The 25,713-nt window shown below is 43.2% G+C and carries 25 protein-coding genes; 8 read left to right on the top strand and 17 right to left on the bottom strand.

Annotation, left to right across the window (positions count from 1 at the left end; translation table 11 throughout):
• Positions 1–24 precede the first annotated feature (24 nt).
• The 8 genes from gatB to JR334_11565 form a co-directional block, all read right to left on the bottom strand.
• Entirely contained in the window at positions 25–1,473 is a 1,449-nt protein-coding gene (gene gatB / locus JR334_11600) for an Asp-tRNA(Asn)/Glu-tRNA(Gln) amidotransferase subunit GatB (GenBank protein QRN85575.1), read from the bottom strand.
• Entirely contained in the window at positions 1,473–2,939 is a 1,467-nt protein-coding gene (gene gatA, locus JR334_11595; GenBank protein QRN85574.1) for an Asp-tRNA(Asn)/Glu-tRNA(Gln) amidotransferase subunit GatA, read from the bottom strand. Before gatA ends, gatB begins: the two co-directional genes overlap by 1 nt.
• Positions 2,940–2,952: 13 nt before the next feature.
• On the bottom strand, positions 2,953–3,237 hold the full coding sequence (gatC, locus tag JR334_11590; protein ID QRN85573.1) for an Asp-tRNA(Asn)/Glu-tRNA(Gln) amidotransferase subunit GatC: 285 nt from the start codon (positions 3,235–3,237) through the stop codon (positions 2,953–2,955).
• Positions 3,238–3,302: 65 nt separating this feature from the next.
• Entirely contained in the window at positions 3,303–4,226 is a 924-nt protein-coding gene (locus tag JR334_11585; GenBank protein ID QRN85572.1) for a SufD family Fe-S cluster assembly protein, read from the bottom strand.
• Entirely contained in the window at positions 4,210–4,956 is a 747-nt protein-coding gene (locus tag JR334_11580; GenBank protein ID QRN85571.1) for an ATP-binding cassette domain-containing protein, read from the bottom strand. Before JR334_11580 ends, JR334_11585 begins: the two co-directional genes overlap by 17 nt.
• Before the next feature lie 32 nt (positions 4,957–4,988).
• Positions 4,989–6,989 carry an NAD-dependent DNA ligase LigA gene (ligA, locus tag JR334_11575; GenBank protein ID QRN85570.1) on the bottom strand — a complete coding sequence of 667 codons (2,001 nt, stop codon included), beginning with the start codon at positions 6,987–6,989 and terminating at the stop codon, positions 4,989–4,991.
• Between the two features lie 17 nt (positions 6,990–7,006).
• A complete protein-coding gene (gene pcrA / locus JR334_11570) occupies positions 7,007–9,151 on the bottom strand; it encodes a DNA helicase PcrA (protein QRN85569.1) in 2,145 nt (714 codons plus the stop codon).
• Between the two features lie 197 nt (positions 9,152–9,348).
• On the bottom strand, positions 9,349–9,852 hold the full coding sequence (locus JR334_11565) for a hypothetical protein (GenBank protein ID QRN85568.1): 504 nt from the start codon (positions 9,850–9,852) through the stop codon (positions 9,349–9,351).
• 164 nt (positions 9,853–10,016) lie between these two features.
• Here JR334_11565 and JR334_11560 point away from each other — a divergent pair, with 164 nt between their 5' ends.
• The 8 genes from JR334_11560 to JR334_11525 are packed head-to-tail and all read left to right on the top strand — an operon-like array spanning position 10,017 to position 14,342.
• Positions 10,017–10,535 carry a Na+/H+ antiporter subunit E gene (locus JR334_11560; GenBank protein QRN85567.1) on the top strand — a complete coding sequence of 173 codons (519 nt, stop codon included), beginning with the start codon at positions 10,017–10,019 and terminating at the stop codon, positions 10,533–10,535.
• Positions 10,532–10,798 (top strand): pH regulation protein F, encoded by a 267-nt coding sequence (locus tag JR334_11555; protein ID QRN85566.1) that lies wholly within the window; start codon positions 10,532–10,534, stop codon positions 10,796–10,798. The genes JR334_11560 and JR334_11555 overlap by 4 nt, the downstream gene beginning before the upstream one ends.
• Positions 10,791–11,111 (top strand): monovalent cation/H(+) antiporter subunit G, encoded by a 321-nt coding sequence (locus tag JR334_11550; protein ID QRN85565.1) that lies wholly within the window; start codon positions 10,791–10,793, stop codon positions 11,109–11,111. Before JR334_11555 ends, JR334_11550 begins: the two co-directional genes overlap by 8 nt.
• A 1-nt stretch (position 11,112) precedes the next feature.
• The gene (locus JR334_11545) at positions 11,113–11,682 is read left to right on the top strand and encodes a DUF4040 domain-containing protein (GenBank protein QRN85564.1); all 570 of its coding nucleotides are present in this window, start codon (positions 11,113–11,115) and stop codon (positions 11,680–11,682) included.
• A complete protein-coding gene (locus tag JR334_11540; GenBank protein ID QRN85563.1) occupies positions 11,675–12,028 on the top strand; it encodes a hypothetical protein in 354 nt (117 codons plus the stop codon). The genes JR334_11545 and JR334_11540 overlap by 8 nt, the downstream gene beginning before the upstream one ends.
• Entirely contained in the window at positions 12,015–12,377 is a 363-nt protein-coding gene (locus JR334_11535) for a sodium:proton antiporter (GenBank protein QRN85562.1), read from the top strand. Before JR334_11540 ends, JR334_11535 begins: the two co-directional genes overlap by 14 nt.
• Positions 12,377–12,718, top strand: a complete 342-nt coding sequence (locus JR334_11530) for a cation:proton antiporter subunit C (GenBank protein ID QRN85561.1) — start codon at positions 12,377–12,379, stop codon at positions 12,716–12,718. The genes JR334_11535 and JR334_11530 overlap by 1 nt, the downstream gene beginning before the upstream one ends.
• Before the next feature lies 1 nt (position 12,719).
• The gene (locus tag JR334_11525) at positions 12,720–14,342 is read left to right on the top strand and encodes a hypothetical protein (protein ID QRN85560.1); all 1,623 of its coding nucleotides are present in this window, start codon (positions 12,720–12,722) and stop codon (positions 14,340–14,342) included.
• 413 nt (positions 14,343–14,755) lie between these two features.
• Here JR334_11525 and JR334_11520 read toward each other — a convergent pair whose 3' ends face one another.
• The 9 genes from JR334_11520 to JR334_11480 all read right to left on the bottom strand — a co-directional run bounded on the left by JR334_11520 (position 14,756) and on the right by JR334_11480 (position 25,704).
• Positions 14,756–15,760, bottom strand: coding sequence for a nucleotidyl transferase AbiEii/AbiGii toxin family protein (locus JR334_11520; protein ID QRN85559.1), 1,005 nt, complete (start codon positions 15,758–15,760; stop codon positions 14,756–14,758).
• A complete protein-coding gene (locus JR334_11515) occupies positions 15,735–16,379 on the bottom strand; it encodes a type IV toxin-antitoxin system AbiEi family antitoxin domain-containing protein (protein ID QRN85558.1) in 645 nt (214 codons plus the stop codon). Before JR334_11515 ends, JR334_11520 begins: the two co-directional genes overlap by 26 nt.
• Before the next feature lie 897 nt (positions 16,380–17,276).
• Entirely contained in the window at positions 17,277–18,287 is a 1,011-nt protein-coding gene (galE, locus tag JR334_11510; protein ID QRN85557.1) for a UDP-glucose 4-epimerase GalE, read from the bottom strand.
• Positions 18,288–18,358: 71 nt separating this feature from the next.
• On the bottom strand, positions 18,359–19,699 hold the full coding sequence (locus JR334_11505; GenBank protein QRN85556.1) for an MATE family efflux transporter: 1,341 nt from the start codon (positions 19,697–19,699) through the stop codon (positions 18,359–18,361).
• Between the two features lie 348 nt (positions 19,700–20,047).
• Positions 20,048–21,319 (bottom strand): cytosine permease, encoded by a 1,272-nt coding sequence (locus JR334_11500; protein QRN85555.1) that lies wholly within the window; start codon positions 21,317–21,319, stop codon positions 20,048–20,050.
• Positions 21,312–21,980, bottom strand: coding sequence for a GntR family transcriptional regulator (locus tag JR334_11495; protein ID QRN85554.1), 669 nt, complete (start codon positions 21,978–21,980; stop codon positions 21,312–21,314). Before JR334_11495 ends, JR334_11500 begins: the two co-directional genes overlap by 8 nt.
• A complete protein-coding gene (locus tag JR334_11490) occupies positions 21,973–22,653 on the bottom strand; it encodes a hypothetical protein (GenBank protein QRN85553.1) in 681 nt (226 codons plus the stop codon). Before JR334_11490 ends, JR334_11495 begins: the two co-directional genes overlap by 8 nt.
• Positions 22,654–22,667: 14 nt before the next feature.
• The gene (locus JR334_11485) at positions 22,668–24,170 is read right to left on the bottom strand and encodes a hypothetical protein (GenBank protein QRN85552.1); all 1,503 of its coding nucleotides are present in this window, start codon (positions 24,168–24,170) and stop codon (positions 22,668–22,670) included.
• A 67-nt stretch (positions 24,171–24,237) separates the two neighbouring features.
• A complete protein-coding gene (locus JR334_11480; GenBank protein QRN85551.1) occupies positions 24,238–25,704 on the bottom strand; it encodes a hypothetical protein in 1,467 nt (488 codons plus the stop codon).
• Positions 25,705–25,713 lie beyond the last annotated feature (9 nt).

The following is a 25,713-nucleotide window of genomic DNA, read 5'->3' as shown; positions in this document are numbered from 1 at the left end:
CGTTCGTGGCACCTTTCATACAAATTAAGCATCAAGCTTTTGTTTTAAAATCTTATTAACCAAACCGGGATTGGCTTTGCCTCGGCTGGCCTTCATAACCTGACCGACCAAAAATCCAATCGCCTTGCCCTTGCCACCCTTGTAGTCGGCAACAGACTGGGGATTCGCAGCAAGTACTTCCTCTACGATTGCCTCCACTGCGCCTTCGTCGTTCACCTGAACCAAACCTTTTTCTTCCACGATTTGTTTCGGGGTTTTTCCCGTTTCCACCATCTCTGGAATCACTTGTTTGGCAATTTTTCCACTAATGGTGCCATCATGCATCAGTTTGATCAGTTCCGCTACGTCTTTTGGGCTGACCTTGGATTCATCTACCTTTATGTTTTTCGCATTCAAGGCTTTTGAGAAGTCTCCCATCAGTACGTTGGCAATCGTTTTGGGGTCATCCACCTTGGCCCGAACGCCATCATAGAACTCGGCCATTTCCAGCGTATCGGTAATCACCATCGCATCGTAGGCAGATAGACCATCTTCACTAATCAAACGCTTTCTGCGCTCAGCCGGTAAGGCAGGCAGAGCATTTTTAACCTTTTCAATCCATTCATCTGATATGACGATTGGAGCTAGGTCCGGCTCTGGGAAATAGCGGTAGTCGTGGGCTTCTTCCTTGCTACGCATCGAAAGGGTAATGCCTTTGGCATCATCCCAGGTTCTGGTTTCCTGTACGATAACACCGCCTGCTTCAATCACTTCAATCTGACGGGAAATCTCATAATCAATCGCCCGTTCTAAGGCCTTAAAGGAGTTCATGTTTTTGGTTTCAGTCCGGGTACCGAAGGCTTCTCTGCCCACCGGGCGTACCGATACATTGGCATCTACCCGAAGTGAGCCTTCTTCCATCTTGCAGTCGGAAACATCGATATAACGGATAATTTTTCGTAATTCCTCAACATAAGCCCTTGCTTCTTCTGAAGAACGAATATCCGGTTCAGAAACAATTTCAAGTAGGGGTACACCCACACGATTGTAGTCTACTAGGGAACCACTAGAGGTCATGATGGTATTCCCGTTGTGGACCAATTTACCGGCATCTTCTTCCATATGTGCTCTGGTTATACCGATGACCTTCGTCCTTCCATCTTCCAATTCAATTGCAAGCGAACCATGCTCGCAAATGGGTTGATCAAATTGAGAAGTCTGGAAGTTTTTAGATAAATCCGGATAATAGTAGTTTTTTCTATCAAATTTATTGTAGCCATTGATGTGGGCATTCAACGCCAAACCTGTACGAATGCCAAACTCAACCACTTGCTTGTTCAGTACTGGTAAAACGCCCGGCAAGCCTAAGCAAACTGGACAAACATGGGTATTGGGTTCTCCTCCAAATTCAGTTGAACAGGAACAGAATATCTTGGTTTTGGTTTTCAGCTCTACATGGACCTCAAGTCCTATGACAGCTTCATATTGTGTCATTATTCCACCTCCAGATTCGGACGTTTGGTATGGAAATCCGTAGCGCGCTCATAGGCATGTGCTGCTTTTAGAATAGTGCCTTCTGCAAAGGGCGCCCCGATCAGTTGCATACCGATGGGCAGGCCATCAATAAATCCACAAGGCATGGACAGCGCAGGTACGCCTGCCATGTTGATGGTTACAGTACAAATATCGGATTGATACATACTCAATGGATCCTTTGTCTTTTCGCCAAACTTAAAGGCAGGTCCGGTAGCCGTTGGGGTAAGCAATACATCAAATTTTTCAAAAGCCTTGTCAAAGTCTTGTTTAATCAAGGTGCGGACCTGTTGGGCTTTTTTGTAATAGGCATCATAGTAGCCTGAGCTGAGTGCATACGTACCCAGCATAATTCTCTTCTTAACTTCATGACCAAACCCTTCGGCTCTGGTCCTCGTATACATGGAGTACACATCCTCCGCTTCCATATCACGGTAGCCATAGCGCACACCGTCAAAACGAGCTAGGTTGGAGGAGCATTCAGCTGGTGCAATAATATAGTATGCCGGAAGGGCGTACTTGGTGTAAGGCATGGAAATTTCTTCTACCTCTGCACCTAGTTTTTTAAAGGTCTCAATGGCTTCTTGAACCAAAGCAACGGTTCCCTCATCTAGGCCTTCACCATAATATTCCTTCGGTACACCAATTTTCATACCCTTTACATCTTGATTTAGAAAATCACGGTACCGGGGTACTTCAACATTTGCTGATGTGGAATCTCTTTTGTCATAGCCGGCAATGCTCTCCATAACCAGCGCACAGTCTTCTACGTCTTTGGTAAAAGGACCAATCTGATCTAGGCTAGATGCAAACGCAATCAGGCCATAGCGAGATACTCTACCATAGGTTGGCTTCAAGCCCACCAGACCACACAAGGAAGCTGGTTGGCGGATTGATCCACCCGTATCTGAACCAAGAGAGAACACGGCTTCTCCCGCTGCCACACAGGCTGCCGGACCACCTGACGATCCTCCCGGTACACAGTCTAAATTCCAAGGGTTTTTGGTTGGGAAAAATCTAGAATTCTCCGTTGAGGACCCCATGGCAAACTCATCCATATTGAGCTTTCCTACCATAACGCCACCTGCAGCATTCAATTTTTCCATTACATGGGCATCATACGCCGGCACATAGTTTTCCAACATCTTGGAGCTGCAAGTCGTCGTATAACCTTTGGTGGAAATATTATCCTTGATTCCCATCGGGATACCTGCCAGGGGAGAAAGTTCTTCACCCATAATCCGCCTTGCATCTATTTCTTTTGCCCGGTTTATCGCCAACTCTTCCGTCTGACTTACCATGGACTGTACTTTGGGTTCTACTGTACGAATATGTTCATAGTGCTCGCTCACGATTTCCAAGGAACTGACTTCTTTTTTCACCATCAATTCACTTAGTTCGTGGGCACTCATTTCATGAAATTTCATGTTTATTACCTCGCTACATAATTTTGGGCACACGGAACTGGTTGTCCTTAGCCGCTGGAGCATTGGCTACCACTTCCTCAGGTTCCATCGAAGGCTCCACTACATCTTCTCGGAATACGTTTTTGATATCCAGCACGTGACTGGTCGGAGGCACATGGCTGATATCCAATTGATTCAAAGTGTCCATGAATCCAAGAACAGCATTCAGTTCCTCGGTATACAATGTTTTTTCTTCTTCCGTTAGTTCCAAACGTGCCAGTTTGGCAACGTGTTCAACTTCTTTTTTGCTGATGGACATATTTTCACCGCCTTTTTCTTAAAAATCCTTCTGTATTGTATCAGAAAACCCCTATTCTGGGTAGACTATACCTCTTCGTTCAAGAAGCTCTCAATTACAACTTTTTCTGCTTGCTCTGTATTTAGGCCCAGGGTCATCAGTTTGATTAGCTGGTCACTTGCAATCCGTCCAATGGCTGCCTCGTGAATCAGGCTAGCGCCCTCATGTTCTGCTCGAATTTCCGGAACACTAGAGACTTGTGCCGAATCCATGATGATCGAGTCGCATTGGATGTGTCCACGACAATGATTGCGTCCCGTCATTTTTAATTCAAATTCCTGTCTAGAATTGCCCTTGGCCACACTTCTGGAAATAATCTGGGCATCTGCATTTTCACCTTTTAAAATGATGTCCACGATACTCTTGGCCCTTTGCTGACTATCCGTAAGCATCGATTCTTGGATGAGCAGGCTGGCATCATCTTCAAGCTCCACGACCGTTTCTCTAGTCGTATCATCTACGCCCTCGATCTGCACCATTTCCAAAATAGCCTGCGAACCCTTCTCTAGAACTAACTCCGTTTTAGGATTCAGAAATCTCTTACCGCCATCTCCTTCACCATAGTGCTTTTCTGTATATTTAAGCTTTGCGTTTTTTTCCAAATGAAAGGTATGTAAACCATCGTGCTGCGAATCGCCTGTACCACAGTTGTGGATGCCACAACCAGCCACAATGTTCACATCTGCGCCTTCTCCGATTAAAAAGGTGTTGACGACTCTTTCCTTGAGTCCACTTGCCGTAATAATAACCGGGATATGCACCGTTTCCCCTTTGCTTCCAGGCAGGACATGAATGTCGATGCCCATCTTATCTTCTCGGGCCTTAATTTTCACGGTTTCCGTGGAATAAAGGCTATAGGATCCGCCATCTTCCCGTATGCTATGAGCACCTTTCGGTACCTCTTTGATATCGGCAACTTTCTGCAACAGTTCTTTAGCTGTTTTGTCCATAGTTAATCTCCTTGTCGCACGTAAAGTCACAATAGGCATCTGTATGTAAAATCTTTTTCAAGATTTCATCCTTGGTGCCGCGCCTATCAATTTTACCGCCAGATATCAAGACAATCTCATCGGCCAGTTCCATAATTCTCTCTTGGTGCGAGATGATGAGCATACCATTTGAAGTGCCATTGCTATGATAGTCTTTGAAGGTCTCGGTCAATCGGCTAAAGCTCCACAAATCGATGCCCGCCTCTGGTTCATCGAAAATAGAGAACTTCGGCTTTTTGGCTAAAATGCTGGCTATTTCAATCCGTTTCAACTCTCCACCAGATAGCGAATCATCAATTTCCCTTTTCAAATAATTATCCGGGCAAAGGCCAACCACCTTAAGCACTGAACACATAGGATCCTTTTTAGGGTCCCAGCCAGCCAAGGTTAATAGCTTGCCGATTGTCAGTCCCTTGAAACGTGGCGGATGCTGAAAGGCAAACCCAATACCCAGTTTTGCCCTTTGGGTTATATCTAGGGCCGTAATATCTTTGCCGTCTAAAAGAACACGCCCGGTATCGGGTTTATAGATGCCCATGATTACTTTGGCCAGTGAAGACTTTCCTCCTCCATTGGGGCCAGTAAAGACATAGAATTTGTGGTCTTCTAAATCCAAATTGATATCATGCAAGATTTGCGTTTTTCCATGTTCCGTATCCATGGATAAACTGATATTCTCTAAGGTAATCATAATTCCCTCATTTCTTTATAATCCATAGCGTCTTATAGTAGCGCCATCAGTTCTTCTTCAGAGATAACCTCTACCCCTAAATTCCTTGCCTTCGTAAGCTTTGAACCCGCGTCCGTGCCAGCCACTACATAGGTCGTCTTCTTGCTAACAGACTTGGTCACTTTTCCACCATGGGATTCAATCCAATCTGTGGCCTCTTGCCTCGTGTAGTTGCTAAGTGTCCCGGTCAGAACAAAAGTCTGTCCCTCCAGCTTATTGTCTTGCATTTGCTCGCGCGATGAGAAATTCACGCCAGCTCTTCTCAGTCGCTCAATGACCTCACGGTTGTTGGGCTGCGAAAAGAAGTGCACAATGCTGGAGGCAACCTTAATGCCTACGTCTTGGATGTCCACCAATTCTTCTTCTTTGGCTTCAATCAAAGCATCCAAAGAACCAAATTGTCTTGCTAAAACTGCGGATGCCTTCTCGCCCACATGGCGAATACCCAGGGCAAAAATTAATCCTTTAAGGTCCTGCTTTTTACTGTTTTCGATAGCCGCAAGCAGGTTTTCTATGCTTTTTTTACCCATGCGGTCTAACACGAGCAGTGCGTCAGACGTGAGTCCATACAGGTCGGCTGCATTTTTAACCAACCCTTCTTCAAATAACTGGTCCAACTGTTTTTCACCCAGCCCGTCAATGTCCATTGCTTTTCTAGAAACAAAGTGGACCAGCCCCCGCTTTACTTGCGCCGGACAAACGAGGCCGCCAGTACAGCGAAGTGCCGATTCTTCCGGTAGTCGTATGGTTGGTGAGCCACAGACTGGACACGTGTCTGGCAAATGATATGGTTCTAAATTAGCCAGGCGCTTCTCAGGAAGGGAGTGTAATACTTCCGGAATAATATCACCTGCTTTTTGCACTAGAATCCTATCTCCAATGCGGATATCTCGTTCTTCGATAATATCTTGGTTGTGGAGTGAAGCTCTAGAAACCGTAGTGCCAGCCAATTGCACCGGTTCAAATACCGCTGTCGGTGTTAGTTTTCCCGTCCGGCCCACATTGACTTCAATATCCAGTAAGGTGGTTTCCGCTTGTTCTGGCGGAAACTTGAAGGCGATTGCCCATTTGGGACTCTTGTTGGTAAAACCCAATCGTTCTCGGTCCGCCAACTTATCTACCTTGATCACGATTCCATCTATCTCGTAGTCTAGCGTATGCCTCTTCTCAATCCAGGACTCGCAAAAGGCAATCATCTTTTCTATTCCAGCAATCCGGCAACCATTTTTTTCCACTGAGAAGCCTTCTTGCGAAAGCCAAGCCAAGGCATGCTCTTGGTTGCTAAAGGGTATTGGTTCTGCTTCTATATGAGTTATATCATAGATAAAGGAACCGAGTTTTCGTTTCTTAACTACGGCAGGGTCAAGCTGGCGAATCGTACCCGCTGCTGCATTTCGAGGATTGGCAAAAAGCTTTTCACCTTCCTCTTCTCGTCTTTCATTGATGCGAGCAAAAGCCTTTTTGGGGAGGTATACCTCACCTCGAACTTCCAATACCTTCGGAGCCCCTGTACCCAACGACTTCGGAATGTCTGCAATTTGCATCACGTTCTTGGTTACATCCTCGCCCGTGAGTCCGTCTCCACGAGTGGCAGCCATGGTAAGCTTGCCCTCTTCATAGATGAGAGCCATCGATAGGCCATCGATTTTCATCTCGGCCATGTAGACTACATCTGGTCCCAATACATCACGGCAACGCTTGTCAAATTCCCTCAGCTCTTCCGTGTTCATCGCATTGGCTAAACTATATAGCTTGTTTCTATGTTGGTATTGGCCAAAGCCGTCTGCAACTGCACCGCCCACCTGTTCAGTAGGAGAGATGGATTCTTTTAATTCTGGAAACTGTTTTTCCAAGGATTCCAGTTCCCGTAAAAGCATGTCATACTCAAAATCGGAAACGCTGGGGTCGTCCTTAAGATAGTATTCCTTGTTGTATTGGGCAATCAAATCGCGCAACGCTTGCACGCGCACTGAAGCTTTTGTTAAATCCAACATGCTTCCTCCCCACTAATTTAGTCCGCTCTGCGTACCGGAGCGTATTCGGCAATGAAAATCTTGATTCCTTGTCCAGGAAAGGCGATGGACAGCTCCATCTGAGCTCCCGTTCCATCCGTCTTAACCACGGTGCCTTCACCAAATTTTGCATGAATCACTCTGTCGCCTAGGCGGAAATCGGATATCTCACCAATACTCGCTGTTTCCTGTTCTTGATTTTTAAGTTTTTTCTGCTCTTTTTTACGTTCAAAGCTCATCTTGATACAGTCGGCAGGTATTTCCTCGATAAAGCGAGATGGTTGGTTGTATTTGGTCATGCCATACATGTTTCTCTGCCAAGCCCTCGTGATGTATACCTTCTCCATCCCCCGGGTAATGCCTACATAGCATAATCTACGTTCCTCTTCCATTTCTCTGTCGTCATACAGAGCTCGTTGATGAGGAAAAATGCCTTCTTCCATGCCGGCCAGAAAGACCACGGGAAATTCCAGTCCCTTTGCTGCATGCAAGGTCATGAGTGTCACTTCGTCGCCCGAGGCTTTGTTGGCATCCAAATCTGTATATAGGCTTGTGGCTGCCAAAAATTCCTCCAAGCGCTTATCTTCTGCATATTTATCGAACTCTAAGGTCTCACTTAAAAATTCCTGTAGGTTCTCGATCCGGTTGACGGCTTCTGTTGTGCCTTCTTTCTTTAAGGCATCCACATACCCCGTTTCCTTGAGTATATCTTCCGCTAGGGCCGTCAGCGGCACCTTGTCTACCTGTTCTTGGAATTTTTGCATCATCTTATAGAAGGCTTTTAATTTATTTCTTGGACCACTGCCCACGGTATCCAACAGATTTACCGACTCCAAGGCACTTACCTCATTGGCTGCGGCATAGGCCAAGATCTTGTCTACCGTCGCTACCCCGATGCCTCGTTTGGGTACATTGATGATCCGGCCTAAATTTACAAAATCGTGGGGATTGTTCAATACTTGTAGATAAGCCAGGATATCCTTAATCTCCTTTCTAGCATAGAAAGAAGTGCCTCCATAAATACGGTAGGGGATATTTTGCCTGATCATGGCTTTCTCTAGTGCCCTGGACTGTGCATTGGTACGGTAGAGGGCTGCAAAATCCAAGTAACTCCGATTTTCCGCTTTCATACATTTCGCAATTTCGTTTGCAATATACCATGCCTCATGGTTCTCATCCTGACCTTCATATACCTTAAGACGTACACCTTCGCCCTTATCCGTCCAAAGATTTTTTTCCTTGCGTTCTGCGTTATTGCAAATAACCCCATTGGCGGCTCTTAGAATACAACCGGTAGAACGATAGTTTTGGTCTAACGTGATGACGGCAGCATCTGGATAATCTTTTTCAAAATCCAAAATATTCTGCATATCGGCACCACGCCAGCCATAAATGGACTGGTCAGGGTCTCCAACTACAGCCAGGTTGCGATGTTTGCCCGCTAGAATGCGGACCAGGCGGTATTGTACATAGTTGGTATCTTGGTACTCATCAACAGATATATATCGAAACTTATTGGTATAGTAGTCTCGCACATCGTCGTGTTCCATCAAGAGTTTCAGCAACATAACCAATAAATCATCGAAATCTAGTGCGTTGGCACTCTTGAGTTGCTTTGAATAGGATTGAAAAACCCTTGCTACAATTTCGTCATGGTAGTCTGTTGCTTGCTCTAAAGCCTGTTTGGGTGTTTTAAATTGATTTTTTAAATCGGAAATGCCCCCTAGCATAGCCCGTGGGGTATTTTTCTTGGGATCTAAGTCCAACTCCTTGACGACCTTTTTCAACAACTTCAAACTATCGTCGCGGTCATAGATGGCAAAATTATTGTCATATCCCATTTTATTAATATGTCTTCTGAGAATTCGATTGCCCATGGAATGGAAGGTAGAAACAAAGAGCTTGCGTCCCTTGTCCGCACCTACTAGCCTTTCTACACGTTGCTTCATTTCCTTGGCTGCCTTATTGGTAAAGGTTATGGCTAAAATTTCCTCAGGATTCACACCCTTGTCTAGCATATAGGCTATTCTTGTGGTTAGGACTTTGGTTTTTCCTGAACCAGCTCCTGCCAAGATCAGAAGTGGTCCGTCTATATGTTCTACTGCCTTTCGTTGGGCAGGATTAAGGTTTTCCAGTAAATTCATTTTATCTCCCTTTTTTAAACAATCTTTTCCCATTATACCAAATTATGGCCCTCTAAACACGATAAAAATAGATACGGTCTATCCGGCCCTTATATTATAAGGCAATTATGGTTGGGTTACGACCTATTAGACTAGATTATTCTCTTTTACTCATTTGTCTCCAACAATAGAACAGCCCCAGGGCTATGGGGCTGTAACTACTCCAGTAGGTTTCCTTGAAACAGATATTTTACCTTACCGTCTACCACAATGATGGTTGAATTCCCCTCTGGGTAGTAGAGTATATTTTCTATGAAATTCTTGATATCCTCTTCAACATAGGAATACTGCCCAACCACGAAAGTTCGAGCATCCGGATGAAAATCAAGCTCCACAATAGTGCCATCCGTGCTTTGGAAGTCAGCTTTTCCTTCTATTCCCCTACCAACGTATACCGTAAAAGCATCCTTATTCAAAACCAGGTCATTTAATACTTCGGTAGAAGCTTGCAAATAGGTGAGATCACTATGCATTTGTCGAATATCCAAGCCCTCAAAAGCCTCCAATACTACTTCGATATTTGTTCCTTCTTCCAAGCTTTCCCATTTCTTTTGGTAGTCCTTCATTTCTTTTTCCAGGGCAATCACCTTAACAGTCAAAAAACATAGGGCAACAAACAAGACTACCAACACTATGCTTAGGCTCTTATTTTTCATTTTCATCTTTTCCTCCAACTAGTAAATACCAATCTTGTACTCCTCTACAGTATATCCTCATCCTTCAACAAAATCAGCCCCTTTGGTAAGATAGAATCGAAAGCTTGAAAGGAAAGTATAGACTACGCTCAACACCCTATGCTATTATTAAAGAGAGAGAGGTATAACGTATGCGCGACTTTTTGAATTCTTTAATTAGCCGCTTCGGCTTCATACTGTTGCTCCTAGCCTTTTGGCTAGGATTCTCGCCTGACATCACCGTACAAACGGTGCTCATCGGTCTTTTTTTCAGTGCCATCATTAAAAAAATTTCGGATTACCTATTCCAAGACATTTACCGTATCAATGTTGATTACCGGTTTATCTTGGGCTTTTTTTCGTATTTCCTAAATCTACTTGGAAACATCATGATCAGTGCTTTCTCCATGGTCCAAGTTGTTTTTTGTCATCAAGATGACCCCATCATCTTCAATGTACACCTAACTACAGACAATCCCCTAGTTGTAATTTTAGTAGCCAATGCCATAACCCTCACACCTGGCACCATCACCTTAGAGATTGGTGACGACCAAGTACTGAGTGTTTTATCCATCAACGCCGGAAAAAAGGGTACTGCTATCATGGAAAACGATATTATTGCCGCCTATGAAAAGCCCTTCCAGAAGCTAAAACGAAAGGAGCGCCCATGAATCTATTAAATATTAGCATCCTGATTATCGTTCTATCCATGATGGGAGAACTATTCCGCTTGCTCTTGGGGCCAACCTCCTGGGACCGGCTCATGGCAGCCAACCTGATTTCAGTAAAGGGACTGATGATCCTTGCCTTATTTGCCCACTACAATCAGTTGGAATACCTCTTGGATGTCGCTCTTACCTATGGCATCATCGGTTATATTGGCATTATCCTGATTGCCAACTATCTAGCAGAAGGGAGAAACGACCATGAATAATCTAACCGTCCCCCTAATACTAGGCTATGCTGGTTTCTTTTTTGCTTGGTTTTTCTTATTAGTAGAGGCCTATGGACTCATTGCTCTTAAGAATATTTATAGCCGCTTTCTTTTATCGGCCTTGGCTGATACCGTTGCCATTTTGCTGCTTTTTACTGGCATAATTCTCGTTGATCGCAACCTGGCTAGTTCCGGTAAAATGCTCGTGCTATTGGCTTTTCTTCTAGTCGTGAACCCCATTACGTCGCACTTAATTGCTCGTTCCGCTAGGCGTAACGGTATCGGTCTACAAGACAAAAAGAAGGAGGACTGATATGCGCATCGCTTTTTTAAGTTTTCTACTGGTTATTGTGCTTGCCATCATCTTTTCCAAGAGCATCATTCGGGCTATCATCATGCTATCGGTGTTTTCCGTCATTTCCTCCTTACTGTACTTTCTTTATCAGGCACCAGATGTAGCCATGGCCGAACTTGCGATTGGGGCTGCCGTTGTACCCCTAATTTATGTAATCAGCATCACCAGACAAAAAAAATACATCGTAATCGACAATACCAAGGATCGTTTTCTCGAGCAGGGTATGACAGGTCACATGCTTTTATCGCAGTTTTGCAAAAGTAAAAACCTAGAATTGGTCGTCTTGAGGGAAATTCCAGAAAAGGAATCCTTCCTTTTTTCTAAAAAGGATATCGACTTGATTGTGGAACGTGACAGCTTTCTTTCTGGCACCAGCATCAGCTATCAGGTTAAGCCCTGCGACAGGAGATATGTTTTTAAAGGCTCGCAGTCTAGCTACATTTTCAACGACTTAAAACAACAACTGCTGAAAAGCCCTTGTGCCTATGCCCGCATAGAAAGTATCGAAGAAGGTGAAACAGATGACTAAGAAGACTACAAACTGGCTGGAACAGTGGAATGGATTGGTCAAGCGCCATATTTTCACACTACGTATTTTAAAGTACTTCTTTCTTCTTGGGGCCATGATCATTATTTTTACGGCCCTAAATATGAGCTTCATGCAAGAAAGTCTCACTCTTTCTACGCCCTATTTAAAAGACTATTATCTGTCGCATTTCTTACAAGATACCGGGGCCATGAATTCAGTGACGGCCATTTACTTAGACTACCGTATCTTCGACAGTATCTTTGAAGCGGGGATTCTGTTGATTGCAGTGACCGGGATTATTTTCATCGCAGGAAGCGACAAGGGGGGACACTATGAAAAATTCTAGACTGCTCGTTCAAGTATCCAGAATGGTCTTTCCCTTCATTATCCTGTTTGGCTTCTACATCATTTTAAATGGCGCTACCTCTCCAGGTGGCGGATTCCAAGGTGGGGCCATCCTAACGACTGGTTTTCTAATCACCTATTTCAGCAAACCAACGCGCACAATCAATCTCCACCGCTTGGTCATTGTGGAAAAGAATCTCTTTTTCATCTTGTTGCTAGTAGTGCTAACCCACTATTTCCTACCGACTCCGCCAGCACTCTACCTTATTGCCATGAACCTGATTATTGGGCTCAAAGTCGCGGTCGGTCTTACCGCAGTAGTAGCCGTATTTATTGAGGAGGGACGTTGATGATATTTTCACTAGAAACATTCCTAATTCTAGCCATCATCCTAACTGGATTCGTAGGACTCGCTACTGCCAAAAACGTCATACGGTCCGTCATTTGCTTGAATATCACGCAAACTGGCATCATTCTCCTATTTCTTTCCTTGGTCTACCAGCCAGGGATGCTTCCACCTGTCATGCCGACGCCGCTTTCTACCATGGTCGATCCAACTCCAGAAGCTTTGGTGATTACCACCATCGTCATTGGAGCTGCCATCACCTCCTTGGCCCTGATGATGAGTATTAAGATTTTTCATCATTACGGCACGCTCGAGTGGAATGAATTATCGAGAAGGGAGGGCTAACATGTACACCCTTCCTCTTTTCTTAGTTTTTGCACCGATTGTTACCGCCATCTTCATCTATATTTTGGAAAACAGGTGGAGCAATTATCTAGTTTTTGCAGCGCAAGCTTTCTTGAGCTATATTTTCCTGCGTCTTATTCTAGTATTTCCCGAGATCAACAACCAGACCTTCGTGTTAGGAGATTGGACCTTAGCCTCTGGGATAGCCTTTAAGATTGACAATCTGTCCCTAGCCTTTATCGGGCTGTCCATCTTTCTTTGGTGGCTGGTACTACTCTATGCCTGGGAATTCCATGGCAAGGACAACAAATTTTTATTCTTCCTGTTGTTTCTGGAGGGCACCTTTTTAGGGCTCTTGATGGTCAATGATCTATTTACCTTCTTCATCTTTATCGATATCATTACCATCCTCTCCACCATCCTCGTCGTCTACAAAAAAGATGGTTGGTCTCTACGTTCCGGTCTCTACTACCTGTTAATCAATTCCATGGGCATGCTTACCTACCTCATGGGATTCATCATCATCTACCTATTGACCGGTACCCTAAACTGGGATTTGGCCAGCAGCCGACTACAGGCCTTGCCCCCTAGTCTCGCCATCACCACAGCCTATATTTTAATGAGTGCTTCCGTCACTGTAAAAGCAGCCTTCTTCCCTACCTTCAACTGGCTATCTAGAGCCCATGGTAGCGCACCAGCCTCTATCTCGGCCTTGCTCTCTGGTCTTTTGGTAAAAGGTGGACTATATGGCTTCATCCGAATACAAGAACTCTTTGGTGGCAGCCCGCTTGGGGACTTCTACTTCTATTTAGGCTTCATTACCGCTTTAACAGGAATTGCCTTTGCCATTTCCCAAAAGGATATCAAACAGATTTTGGCCTTTCACACCATCAGTCAGGTGGGAATCATCTTGATTGGTATTTCCAGCATTCAGACCGACATCTACTATGGCGGCTTGATTCATCTATTCAACCATGCCATGTTTAAGTCATTGCTTTTCATGGGTGCCGGCGTAATCATCAACCACTACCGGACCAGACGAGTAGTTGAAATCAGAGGCGTATTCAAGCGCTTTCCACTACTGTCCATCGCCATGTTTGTAGGAATCCTGGCTATCACGGGAACGCCCTTTTTTAACGGCTACCTAGGCAAATACATCATCGCCCATGAGTTGGAAGGAAGACCCTTCTTCTTCTATCTTTTCCAGCTGATTAATCTTGGAACCATGGTTTCCTTCATGAAATTCTCACAAATCTTCTTTCCAGATACCAAGGAAAGCATGGCTTTCACACCACATATGAAAGGAAAGTATATACCACGAAAGGCACAAATCAATATCCCCATGTTTACCCTGGCCTTTACCTGTATTCTCTTAACCTTCAGCTATGCTTTTTTAGGAGATTTGCTACAAGCAGAATTCCCTGTCATTCATTTGGTGGATAAAAATAAGATGCTGCAATGGGTAGCACTTGCCGGTATGGCCTATCTAATTACACGCTATCTAATCTTTTCGGATAAGGCAACACCCTTGATGCACCGTATTCGGGAAACAAAGATTCCCTTCTACAATACCGCCTACATGTTTATCCTACTCATGGCCAGTATGTTTTTATTTAGTTTGTAAAAAAAGGAGAGCACATTTCAACGGATTCGGTTTTGAGGTGCATATTTCAAAATCACAGGTAAAATCACAAGAAAATCGCACTAGAAATCACAGCGGGGTTCACATTATTGTGGACCCGCTATTTTACTACACCTCAGCCCCTTCACTCCCAAAATCACACCCGTTTTCACAATAGAATTCACATTGGTTTTCACATAACTATTGCTTGTTAACTCCAGCGTTAACGCGTGAATTGGCTTGTGAATTGGTTTGTGAATTGCACAAAAATAAGAGAGCGGAATTTCGCTCTCTTACAACTTTCTATTGGCCATTTATCGTTGCCTAAGGTTCAGAAAAACCTAGATCACAAATACCAGCATAACTACTAGTTTGAAAGATTTTTTATCATAATCATAGTGCTCATGATAAAGGGTTTATTCGCCAAATTTTCTTAATTCCTTTTCAAAAGCCGCTATTCCTTGTAATATTTCCTCGAAAGGAATTTGCTGTCCGTATATCATGCTTTGCATGCTAGAGTAATCTGTCATGAGTGTTTTCTTGATCGAATCAGGTGGACTGAGGAGAATATCATTAAAAGTGCATTCCCCGTATTTTGCCCAATTGCAGATGTAAAATTTCTCTTTAAATTCTGCAACTTCTTTTAATAGTTCCGGGTCAGCTATAGCGGATTCTTTAATTGGACTGTGTAGCATCATGTACAAATCATAATAATGTCTAGAATATCTAGCTGGTAAATTAGAAGTTATCGGGCGATGAGCCTCTCTATGTAGAATGGTCGCTTTTTCCCAAAACGTTCTTTTTGCTTCAACCGTCCTCACTGAAGTGGAATTAGTTGTGAAGAGTTGGGGATAATAATTAGCAGCATATGGAATGATTTCTAGTTCTTTTGTAGGTGTCCATGAAGCGAGACATCCTAGCTCCAGCCGTATTTCCTGAACCAAAGCGGGGTTTTGGAATGATCGAGGATACGAAAAATGAATCGTAAAGGGATCATCTTGATTGATGAACAAACTCCATCCTTCGACTTTTTCATTAGCGAGGTCTTCTTGCAATGATTTCAGAAACTTTTCGCGCAGAAAAATAGCTGTTTTTTCATTGGTGCTCTTGTTAAAGATGTCTTGCTTATTTTTTGATCTTTCTTCCCAGGGTTCGTTCAATCTTAAGCCGATTACTCGCCAATCAAGAATTAAATCGATATCTTCTGAGAATCTTTCTATCACATCATAACATTTCGAAAGACTGGTTCCGCCCTTGAAGGCTAGATGGTCAGAATACTCTGATGATCGGAACAGAATGTCTATCATCCAACACACCCAAAAATCTTTTTCGATGATTGCATCACTTATTCCCTTTTTTGAGGCAACCGCTTGAAATAGGTCCGAAAGGTCTTTTCTAGTTCTTTTCGCAAGTTCTCTCATTGCATCCTCCATTAGACTCAATAATTTCAAGAATTTCATCAAAGATCCATCGTCTAATATTTTTGTTGTTATCAAGCAATGATGATAATTCGCAGCATGAATATTTTTCGAAGATTCTTGATCGATCAATATCTGAAATTTTTCCTTTTCCCAATGCTTTAATCGCTTCTATTAAAAGACCCTCTTTGTAAGATAGCTCTGTGATTTCGCGACTTGTCTTAGTACTAAATCTAATGGTCATGCCATTGTATTCAATTTTTTTGTACGGTCCACTAGATGCGTAGTTATACACTGCCGGAACTTGAGTGCTCAACCCAAGAATGTTCAGAGCCGTATCGCCTTTGGGGATGATTTTCCATTTATAATTTTTTGCATATGCTTTAGCGAGTTCATTTGGAGACGCTGGAATTGATTCATTCAGAAAATCGCTATAATTTGGTTTTTGATAAACTCCACGGATGACTCTGATTAACACGCCTTTTTTGTTGAGGCGCGACAAAGCCATTTTTACGGCGTCGTAATTGCCGTAATCTAGAAAATCCTGAATTGTAAAGAGATCGCCATTTCTTTCATTATTTATATGCTCTTCAATTAATCTTTGGATCATTTCGCGAGTCACAATAATCACCTCTCTCGTCGTTTCGTTACTAATAATATATACTTTTAGTAACGAAATGTCAAAGAAGAAAGCGACTGAGTAGCAAGATTCGTTACTAATGATGTACGTTTTTAGTACCGAAAATCGGCTCAAAGGCGCTTGTAAGAGGTTTCGATAAGTGAAAAATTAGCCAACTGAGGCCCTAGATCAAATCTTGTGCGCTAGAGTGAAATCATCCGTGTGAATTCGAATTTCGATAGGCAGAATATTGCTTGCCGATTGCGACCCAGCTCAATTTGGATCTACTTTCGGAGATTCCTTTTGCAAGACGCTCGTCGGAATGAAGACGTCTAAATCCATCTCCAAGGGCCAAGGTTTTCTTTAGCCTATTTTAGTGCATTTCGATTGGTGGTAATGTCGGTGATGCGGTGGCAATACCATAATCGCCAATTATGCACTATATAATACATAGATAGAGGTATCGTTTCTTTAAATTGCGAAAAAATAATTTATGTTATGCATGCAAGATAACGATCTTGCCCTTCCATGGATAGGAATCAATCCATGGGGTTTGTGCGAAAGTCCCATGCGGCCAATAGCGGGGCCTTAAAGCTCTTGGTACTTGTTTTTTAAATGAAGTTGATATTATTGCATCTTTTAATGCACAACAGCGGTTGTTGCGCTCTATGATGCACAATTCGGTGGTATATGAATTTCGCAGTGAGGTGAGAATCAAAAAATTGAATTCTAACGTTTGGAATCGATAAAAAAAGAAGCGATGAATATTCGTCGCCTCTTGAGAAATACCATGTGAATTCTCGTGTGAATTCCGTTGTGAATTAATGTGTGTTTTCTCTTGTGATTTTAAAATATGCACCTCAAAACCGAACCCGTTGAGCACATTTGCTCTCCTTTTTCCTATTTGGTATATCCTCTTGGATTATTTTCTTGCCATCGCCAAACGTCTTGGCACATCTCAGCCAAACCCTTTTGGGCAATAAAGCCCAGTTCCTCACGCGCTTTTGTTACGTCAGCATAACAAACGGCAATATCACCCGGACGCCTAGCGCTTATTTCGAATGGAATCTTTCGTCCGGAAGCTTCTTCAAAGGCTTTAACAATCTGTAAAACAGAATAACCCTTGCCCGTTCCCAGGTTATATAGACCCTGCATTTTTTCGGTTTCCACTTTTTTTAATGCCAAGAGATGGCCCTTGGCTAGATCCATTACGTGTATATAGTCCCGCACGCCGGTTCCATCTATTGTCGGATAGTCTGCCCCAAACACCGTTAGCTGGTCTCTTTGGCCAATGGCAACTTGAGCCACAAAGGGGAGCAAATTATTGGGGATTCCCGAAGGGTTTTCACCGATTTTTCCACTCTCGTGGGCGCCGATGGGATTAAAATATCTAAGATTAACCACCGAAAAATCATCCCAAGAATTCTTCAAATCCATTAGGATTTGTTCAATCATCAACTTGGTCCTACCATACGGATTGGTCGGTTGCAGTCTTGCCGATTCCTCTATGGGAACACAGTCCGGATCGCCATAAACCGTAGCAGAAGAGCTAAACACCATGCGTTTCACCTGGTAGCGCTTCATCATTTTCAGTAGGTTCATCGTACCGCAAACATTATTCTCGTAATATAGAAGTGGTTTTTCTACGGACTCTCCAACTGCCTTTTTTCCCGCAAAATGGATTACTGCATCAAAGGAGTACTTCTCAAATACCTGTTCCAAGGCTGCTATATCCAACAAGTCCACTTTTACAAAATCAAAGCATTTGCCGGTAATTTCCGTTACCCTGTCAAGTGCTTGCATTGAGCTGTTGGATAAATCATCTAACACCACCACCTCATAGCCAGCCAAAAGCAATTCTACCAATGTATGTGAGCCGATGTAGCCGGCTCCCCCCGTTACTAAAACCATAGTCCCTCCAAAATATTTTACTTCATTTTAGTATAGCACGTCTTACAGTAGGTTCGTCTAACCATACGAGGCTACTGCGTTAATACGTTAATCCACTTACCTGATTTAAAGCGCAAATAACCCACTACTATTTTAAATGCTTCTTCTGAGAAAAAGGCTAGGTAAACCCATTCCACAGATAGCTTGAGGCCCAGTCCTGCGAGAGCTCCTAATGGTAAAGCAACAGCCCAAACACCGACTGTATCTAGCATCAGGCAATACCTGGTATCTCCACCAGCCCGGAGCACCCCAGTGATCAGGGTAATATTGAAACTGCGGGCTGCCATCAGCAGACCCATTATACGAATAGTCTTAATCGCCAATCCTGCTGTCGCACCAGAAACCTTGAATGGCATAATAACGACTGGCGCCAAGAAAATAATTAGAATCCCCAAAACCAAGCCACTCAAGAAGGAGGTTCGAAGCAAGCGCCCACCATTAAGCTGGGCAAGTTTCCTGTCACGCCCCCCCAGGGTGTTGCCAATCATTATGGCCGCTGCACCACCTATTCCAAAATACAGGGTTTGCAATACCCTCTCAACCGTATAGGTGATGGAAATAACCGTTACGGCTTGGGCACTAATTCGCCCGTAGACCATCATGTAGAGCGTTACTCCGATAACCCACAGTGCCTCATTAAGAATCACAGGTCCCACTATATTGGTAAAACGCAACCATTCTTTTCTGCTAATATTTTTAAAACTATTCTTGTGCACAGCACCTGGCAACTGTTTTCCAAATACCAATCCCAAAACCAGGGTAGATTCTATGATTCTTGAAAAGACGGTGGCTAGAGCTGCCCCCTCCACGCCCATGGCCGGAAGACCAAGCTTGCCAAAAATTAGCAGATAGTTTAACAGCGTGTTGGCACCAAAGGCCACAATGGAAACATACAGGGGAAAACGCACCTTACCAGCCGACTTCATAACGGTCTCATACAAAAAGGCAGCCCCGGTAAACAAGTAGCTGAAGCTGGCAATATGCAGATATCTGCTGGCAAGCTGTATCAACGCCTGGTCGTGTGTAAACAAACCCATGAGTTGTTGCGGTGCAAAAAAAGCAAGTCCCGACATAATCAGGGTCGGAATCACAGTAACAATAAGTCCCAAGGCTGTATACTTATTGAAATCCCGAATATTCTTATCTCCCCAGAACTGGGCCGTAAACACCGACGTTCCACTTACAATACCAAACAGAATAACAGAAAAAACAAAATATACCTGGTTGGCCAGACCTACAGCCGCAATTTCTAGGCCACCCAGCTGGCCAATCATTACCGTATCCACAAAATTAAGTCCATTGATGATTAAATTCTGTAGGGCAATCGGAACCCCCAACATAATCAATGACTTATAAAACTTCTTTAATTCCATTCCTTACACCAAAACCTTCTCTATCATTTTAGAACATCATAGCCAATACTAGCTTGAATGGCAATCTTCTTTAAAAAAAAGATGGAGCCAAAAGCTCCATCTTGCTTTGGCATATTCCCGTACAAGGGAGTTTCGGGGGGGAATAAGCCACTTGGTATAATAAGACAAATGTCCTAATATCATCGTTACACCGGTTAGGTAGTCCGGTTACCACTTAATAATAAAGTACTTAAGCTCATTTGTCTAGTAGTACATACCTTTTTTACTCCTTTTTTCGAAAGATCCCACGCCCTCTTTTCACTAAAAACACATAGGGGACGTAAGACTAGTCTTACGTCCCCTATGAATCTATTCGGAAATTTCCTTTTGGGACTTACTTAGATATATTTTTGCCACACAGATCAAGAGGTAAATCAATCCCGCAGTCAAAAAGGCCGTGGCAAAGGGCATAGGCGATTCAATATAAAGCCCTATCAGGATTCCTGCTAGAACGGAAATGATTCCCCGCCACCTAATTCCCTGATAATACAGCGCATGCTGGATAAGTCCCGCACGATGCAGGTAAAAATCCACAATGATTACCCCACCAATCGGTGCAAAAACCAGTGACACCAAGGCCAAAAATTGGCCCAGGTAATTGTACATTCCACCTACTGCCAACACACCGGCTAATACGATGGATACGGTAGTCGTTTTAATTCGCTCCCCTCGGTCCAAAAAGTTGGCTATGCCAAGGCCTGAGGCGTACAAATTGTTATCGGCTGTCGTCCATGACAAGAAAATCAAGAGGAGGGATCCAAATAAACCAAATCCCAGATGGAACAAGATATCTGGTAGATCAGGACTACCCACTACTAGACCCATGATGGCACCGATTCCAGTCTGAAGGCTATTGAGCAGTACAAAAGTAAGAAGCATGGTAATCAGGACATCCCGTTTCCGCAGGGCAAATCGTAAAATATCTGGTGCAGCAACGGCACCGACAATCCAAGACCCTACAACAATGGATACTGCTCGACCGTATTGCATGGTTTCAGTCGGTTTTAGGAGCATCAAGGTAGATAACTCAATTTCCCCGACAGCTAAAATTTGACGGATTCCAAAATACGAAATCAGTACAACGATGGGGACGGATATCGAGGATATTCGGACCATACCGGGAAAGCCATACACCGCCGTCAAGCCAAATAGGACCGTCATCACCAGGGATAGAAATACAACATTCCAGCCTGTATAATGGCCCAAAGATTTGGCCGCCAAACCAATACCGATTGCAGACCAACAGATAAAGGATAGCGAAAAAAGCAGGGAAATGATTTTAGAGCCTCGAATTCCAAAAGCATAGCGGGACAGGTAGGTTGCGCTTAGTCCCGTTTCCTGGGCAATAAATCCCATAACCATGGCTACCAAAAACAGCAAACTATTTCCAAGAACGATTGCACCAAAACTGCTACTGAGCGTTAGTCCTTCCGATATCAAAGTGCCAGTTAAAAAATTGGACACCGTTAAGATGAATCCCGCCCAAATAATACTTAGCCCCATCCATTTGCTTCTTGCCTCTTGGGGAATAGGCGACAGAGGATAGTTATTAATTTCATACCGTTTTCGAACCTTATTCATCGGCACCCTCCCTCGCTAAAATTTCTACAATACATTCTTCTATGACTTCTTTTTTTCTGATTAGCACTTCTTGACTACTCTCCACATTCTTTTCTTCAATCCGGTCCAAGTATTCTTGCTTGAATTCCAACACTTGAACAAAACATTCTGGATTCTTAACCATGATTTGATTTAAAATATAATATTCCAAGTCCTCTGTCTCAATCAACAGATTACGAACTGACTTGGACTCTAACATCTCTGCGATGGACAAATGGTATTCTTCGATGCCTTGCAAGGCTACTTCGTGCTGTCCCAGGTTAAAACTGGTAATTGCAAGTCTAAAGCGGTCCTTAATATGCCCAACCTCCATAGGCTTATCACTGGTCTGCAAATACTTAGAAACAATCAGCTCAATAGCCAAACGCACCTCCAAGTATTCCCGGATGCTCTGCACCGTAATAGCACTGACCTTAAACCCTACATTGGGCAGGATATCTACAAAGCCCTTCTTTTCAAGAATCTTGATGGCGTCATTTACCGTAGTACGACCAATACCGTATTTTCTAGCAACATCGAAAGATGAAAACTGGTCTCCCTCATGCCAAAGTCCGGTCGAAATATTGTCTCGCATAATCTTATAGATCAAGGTAACCTTGCTCTCGATTGACAGTTTACGCATCGTCCTTTGCGCCTCCCATAGACCAGAGTTTCTTCAAGTCCTCTTCATTGTTTTCAACAATGCCCAGCATTCTGCCCCCACAGATGAGGCCAGCATGGTCCATACCACTCGACGTATACACTTCTTTATCAATAATCAAGACGGCTCCTCCGTCTTTTTTAAATGAAAGCATGCTTTCTCGAAAGGTTTTTTCAAGGCTGTCACATTCTTTTTTCGGTTCATAGTAAATGATTAGGCTAGGTTTCTGACCCTTCTTGGTAAAGATGCGGTTTCTGCGCCGAAATTGCTGCATGCTCTTTTTGTTTCCAATCCAAGGATAGTCTATGCCGGAATCACCCCAGAAGGACCGTTTGTAGCCCATGACACTATGACTAAACACCCGCTCATCTGGAAAGATTTCTTCTCCTTCCGACTTTGGTAAAATCAGGCTCATACCATAGGATAAACGGGCAGACGGCAGTTCTTCCTCAATGGCCTGGCCCTTAAATCTTAAGATGCCGTCCATCATCGGTACCACGCCAAAAAGAGCATATAGAAACAACCTACGCTCTTCTTTGTTGGGAATACCCAAAGAAAGACATTGACCTTCTTGTATCGAAAAACCCAAGTTCACCAAACTTGCTGTATCTGTAAAAACGCTGAATCGCTCAGCGTATAACACCTGCTTTACCAAATTGCAAAACCTCCTCAAGATTTCTTTTTCCAAACATGTTTCATACTTACCAATATATATTGACAAGGAGCACTAGAAAAGAAAAAAATCATAAAAAATAGGATTGCCACCAAAATAGACACGATTCCATTAAACAGCATGGCCCCAAATATCCCTTGTATGACTACCACACGACAAATGAATATACTTGTCAAACCGGCTAAAATAGACACGGTAAGATAGGGCAATACTTGAACAAAGTAGGACCGAAACCGTGTATGAAGGACATGCCTATATACCATATATGGCTTTTGCCAAAAAGAAATGGCTAGTAGGCTTAGAAGATTGGCGGATAAGATCCCCACCGGTCCAAAAAAATATCCAAGGGCTAGACAGAGCAGGACATTCAATGCGCCACTTAGTATGGGTACATAGCGGTCTGTAAACATTAGACCACTAACCTTTTTAAATATTTCAGCAGGCTGAATCATGATCTGTAATAAGAATAGGGCTGCAAAGCCATAGCGCACCCCAGACTCCAAAACATAGGTTTTTCCCAGCCAAAACTGCATAAACAAATCTGAAACATTTAAAAATCCAAGTGCCACGGCCGTCCCCACAGCGCTATAGAGAAAGAGCATCGCCCGGTAGACCGCTAGATTGCGTATTCCATCATTTTCTGTAAGCAAATTTCCTACACTGGCTGTCATATTCTGCACTATCATATCGCTAAAATGGGTCAGTGTCAGAATAATCATACCATAACTTCCAAATGCAGCCGTTTGTGCTAGGCCTCCGAATACCGCTACATAAATATTATTCAACCCATTTTGCAGTACACTTTCCACATTGTGAAAAGAATGGCCGACCATTCGCTGGACTATTTTCTTTTTTTCATCGGATGCTACCTGCCCAACCTTTCCGGCCGGAATCAAGCCCAGACGATTGACCAAAAGATGTACCGAAACAAAGTACATCAAGGTCGATACGAAATGAGCTGCTATATAGGTATAGAAGCTGGGGAATATGGGTAGAAAAATTATCCTAAGCAAGGCCATCACGCCTTGACTCATGACATATAGATTTGTGAGAAAGAAAAATTCCTGACTCACCATGGCAAACAAGACAGGATACGAAAAAAAGAATGCGAGTGCATAGTTAAAGGCAATCAGGAAAAAGTACAGCCCCACTTGGTAAGAATAAAATGAGCTAAGAATCAGAGTAAGAAGAATAGATACGCCGATAAAGACCCAACCTAATCTGAAATATACTTTTCGAAATAGTCCATACATCGCCAAGACGACAGGTGCATCCCCCTGACGAGCTGGCGCATACAGGGATGTTAAAAAAGAGGGAAATATCCCAAATTTAAAATAGCCAAGTACAATATACAAATCTGAAAAAAGAGCAATTAAACCAATCGCCTCTTGACCCAATACGCTTGCTACTGTAGAGCGAGCAAAAAAAGCGAGTATTGTGGTTACGGAAATGGCAATCATTCCCAAAAAGCTGTTTCTAGCCGCATATCTAGTTCTCAATGTCTTTACCACCTGTAACTTGGATTATTTTCTCTAGTAAGAGTATCTTTTAACATGATTCCACTTGTTACCAAATTTGTCGATATATGGATTTAGATATTTCAAAAAAGGCTCGTTTACAGATCTGCCCTTTTTGAGGGTCGTAGATGAGAATCATCAGTCCGTCCCTGTTGGCAGCAAACACCGCACCATCCAGGATGGTCTCAATACAGTCACCCTCAAGCTTTCGGACAGATAAAGAAAATGGTAGATTCGCCTCTTCTTGTTCATCAAAGTCAAGTATCAACTCTTGGTTCGTAAAGAAGGATTTCAGGACCGGCTCAGATTGTCGAAAATCCTTGTAGACGAAACCAGTCCCATAATTTGTAAACCAAGCTGGTTCTAATCCTAGATCAGAATCCGCCAAAGACTCCAGTGCCTTCTCCAATGGTGGTACCATATTGACATTACAATAACTTGCCATCACAATCTTTCCATCCATTTCGATTCCATCTAAAAAACTTTCCAAATCATATTGGTTGTTTGTCCAATCGTATTCCGCAATCCCCAACCTATCTGCGATATAGGACATCAAAAACTGGGTGGCCTGGTAATTTCCTATATAACTCAAATGCTGGTTGTAGCTCACCACACCATCCTTAAAAGCTTTTTCTCCTTTAAAGGTAAGTGATTCCCTGCCAAGTTCTGTTTCTCGGTTCATATCCAGAAAAAAGACACCCAATTCCTGTAAATCTTCTTCTAGCCGCTCAGTTTGTTCTGTATAATTGCTATGCTCCAAGAACGGTGTATAAATGGGAGCCATGATGGTGAATAGTTCTGAATCGTTGGCTTTAACCAATTCACAAATTTTTTCCAACCAGTAGGCATTTTCCTCTGAATAATCAAACAAATATTCGTAGTCAGAATGCGCATATAAATCGGCATCCTCTGCCTGCAATGTATTGGTCAATTTCAATATGAATCCAAAATCATCCGGATCATACACATACTGCAAATTGCTTTTTAGCTGTTCCCAATCTTTCCAATTGTTATGGCTATTCACAACAGGAACTAGTAGATTTAGTACATATTGGGGCTCCACTAGTTGGATAGCTGTATTCACTTTATTGATAGAAAATGGGATTTCATTCAAAACATCTCGGTATTTCCAGAACCTGCCATCTTTCGGGTTATCGATTACGTTATGCATTGGATGAATAAGGGAAAATGTTTCAAGCACCACCAATTTCGCCCCTCGCTCCTTATAGATCTCTTCTAATAGCATATAGGTAATCTTTAGATTCTGCCCTGGAGATACGACCATCATGGTATCTACACCCAATACATTTTCCATGCTTTCAGGATTGAAAGAATGAAGAGCATGGGAGCCTCCAATAAGAACTACATCTGCCACTGTTTCTTCTTCATAAATCCGGTCGATTCTCGTTCTTAATAAGGGCATGTGGTAGGCCAAATACTGATTAGACAAAGTCAAAATAAATAGAAATAGAACGATGAAGGCAATACTCTTAACGAGTAGTCGAATCTTCTGCATATTTTCTCC

Source organism: Clostridia bacterium (assembly GCA_016887505.1).
In the GTDB taxonomy this organism is placed as follows: domain Bacteria; phylum Bacillota; class TC1; order TC1; family UBA5767; genus UBA5767.
This window is presented reverse-complemented; position numbering and strand designations above follow the sequence as displayed.

What these genes read in the sequence shown, in the direction of transcription:
- JR334_11540 (QRN85563.1), top strand. Translation starts at nt 11,675, where the DNA reads ATGACTAAGAAGACTACAAACTGGCTGGAACAGTGGAATGGATTGGTC.
- JR334_11530 (QRN85561.1), top strand. Translation starts at nt 12,377, where the DNA reads ATGATATTTTCACTAGAAACATTCCTAATTCTAGCCATCATCCTAACT.
- JR334_11535 (QRN85562.1), top strand. Translation starts at nt 12,015, where the DNA reads ATGAAAAATTCTAGACTGCTCGTTCAAGTATCCAGAATGGTCTTTCCC.
- JR334_11580 (QRN85571.1), bottom strand. Translation starts at nt 4,956, where the DNA reads ATGATTACCTTAGAGAATATCAGTTTATCCATGGATACGGAACATGGA.
- JR334_11565 (QRN85568.1), bottom strand. Translation starts at nt 9,852, where the DNA reads ATGAAAATGAAAAATAAGAGCCTAAGCATAGTGTTGGTAGTCTTGTTT.
- JR334_11555 (QRN85566.1), top strand. Translation starts at nt 10,532, where the DNA reads ATGAATCTATTAAATATTAGCATCCTGATTATCGTTCTATCCATGATG.
- pcrA (QRN85569.1), bottom strand. Translation starts at nt 9,151, where the DNA reads ATGAATTTACTGGAAAACCTTAATCCTGCCCAACGAAAGGCAGTAGAA.
- JR334_11500 (QRN85555.1), bottom strand. Translation starts at nt 21,319, where the DNA reads ATGAATAAGGTTCGAAAACGGTATGAAATTAATAACTATCCTCTGTCG.
- JR334_11585 (QRN85572.1), bottom strand. Translation starts at nt 4,226, where the DNA reads ATGGACAAAACAGCTAAAGAACTGTTGCAGAAAGTTGCCGATATCAAA.
- JR334_11495 (QRN85554.1), bottom strand. Translation starts at nt 21,980, where the DNA reads ATGCGTAAACTGTCAATCGAGAGCAAGGTTACCTTGATCTATAAGATT.
- JR334_11520 (QRN85559.1), bottom strand. Translation starts at nt 15,760, where the DNA reads ATGAGAGAACTTGCGAAAAGAACTAGAAAAGACCTTTCGGACCTATTT.
- gatB (QRN85575.1), bottom strand. Translation starts at nt 1,473, where the DNA reads ATGACACAATATGAAGCTGTCATAGGACTTGAGGTCCATGTAGAGCTG.
- gatC (QRN85573.1), bottom strand. Translation starts at nt 3,237, where the DNA reads ATGTCCATCAGCAAAAAAGAAGTTGAACACGTTGCCAAACTGGCACGT.
- JR334_11480 (QRN85551.1), bottom strand. Translation starts at nt 25,704, where the DNA reads ATGCAGAAGATTCGACTACTCGTTAAGAGTATTGCCTTCATCGTTCTA.
- ligA (QRN85570.1), bottom strand. Translation starts at nt 6,989, where the DNA reads ATGTTGGATTTAACAAAAGCTTCAGTGCGCGTGCAAGCGTTGCGCGAT.
- gatA (QRN85574.1), bottom strand. Translation starts at nt 2,939, where the DNA reads ATGAAATTTCATGAAATGAGTGCCCACGAACTAAGTGAATTGATGGTG.
- JR334_11525 (QRN85560.1), top strand. Translation starts at nt 12,720, where the DNA reads ATGTACACCCTTCCTCTTTTCTTAGTTTTTGCACCGATTGTTACCGCC.
- JR334_11560 (QRN85567.1), top strand. Translation starts at nt 10,017, where the DNA reads ATGCGCGACTTTTTGAATTCTTTAATTAGCCGCTTCGGCTTCATACTG.
- JR334_11505 (QRN85556.1), bottom strand. Translation starts at nt 19,699, where the DNA reads ATGGAATTAAAGAAGTTTTATAAGTCATTGATTATGTTGGGGGTTCCG.
- JR334_11550 (QRN85565.1), top strand. Translation starts at nt 10,791, where the DNA reads ATGAATAATCTAACCGTCCCCCTAATACTAGGCTATGCTGGTTTCTTT.
- galE (QRN85557.1), bottom strand. Translation starts at nt 18,287, where the DNA reads ATGGTTTTAGTAACGGGGGGAGCCGGCTACATCGGCTCACATACATTG.
- JR334_11545 (QRN85564.1), top strand. Translation starts at nt 11,113, where the DNA reads ATGCGCATCGCTTTTTTAAGTTTTCTACTGGTTATTGTGCTTGCCATC.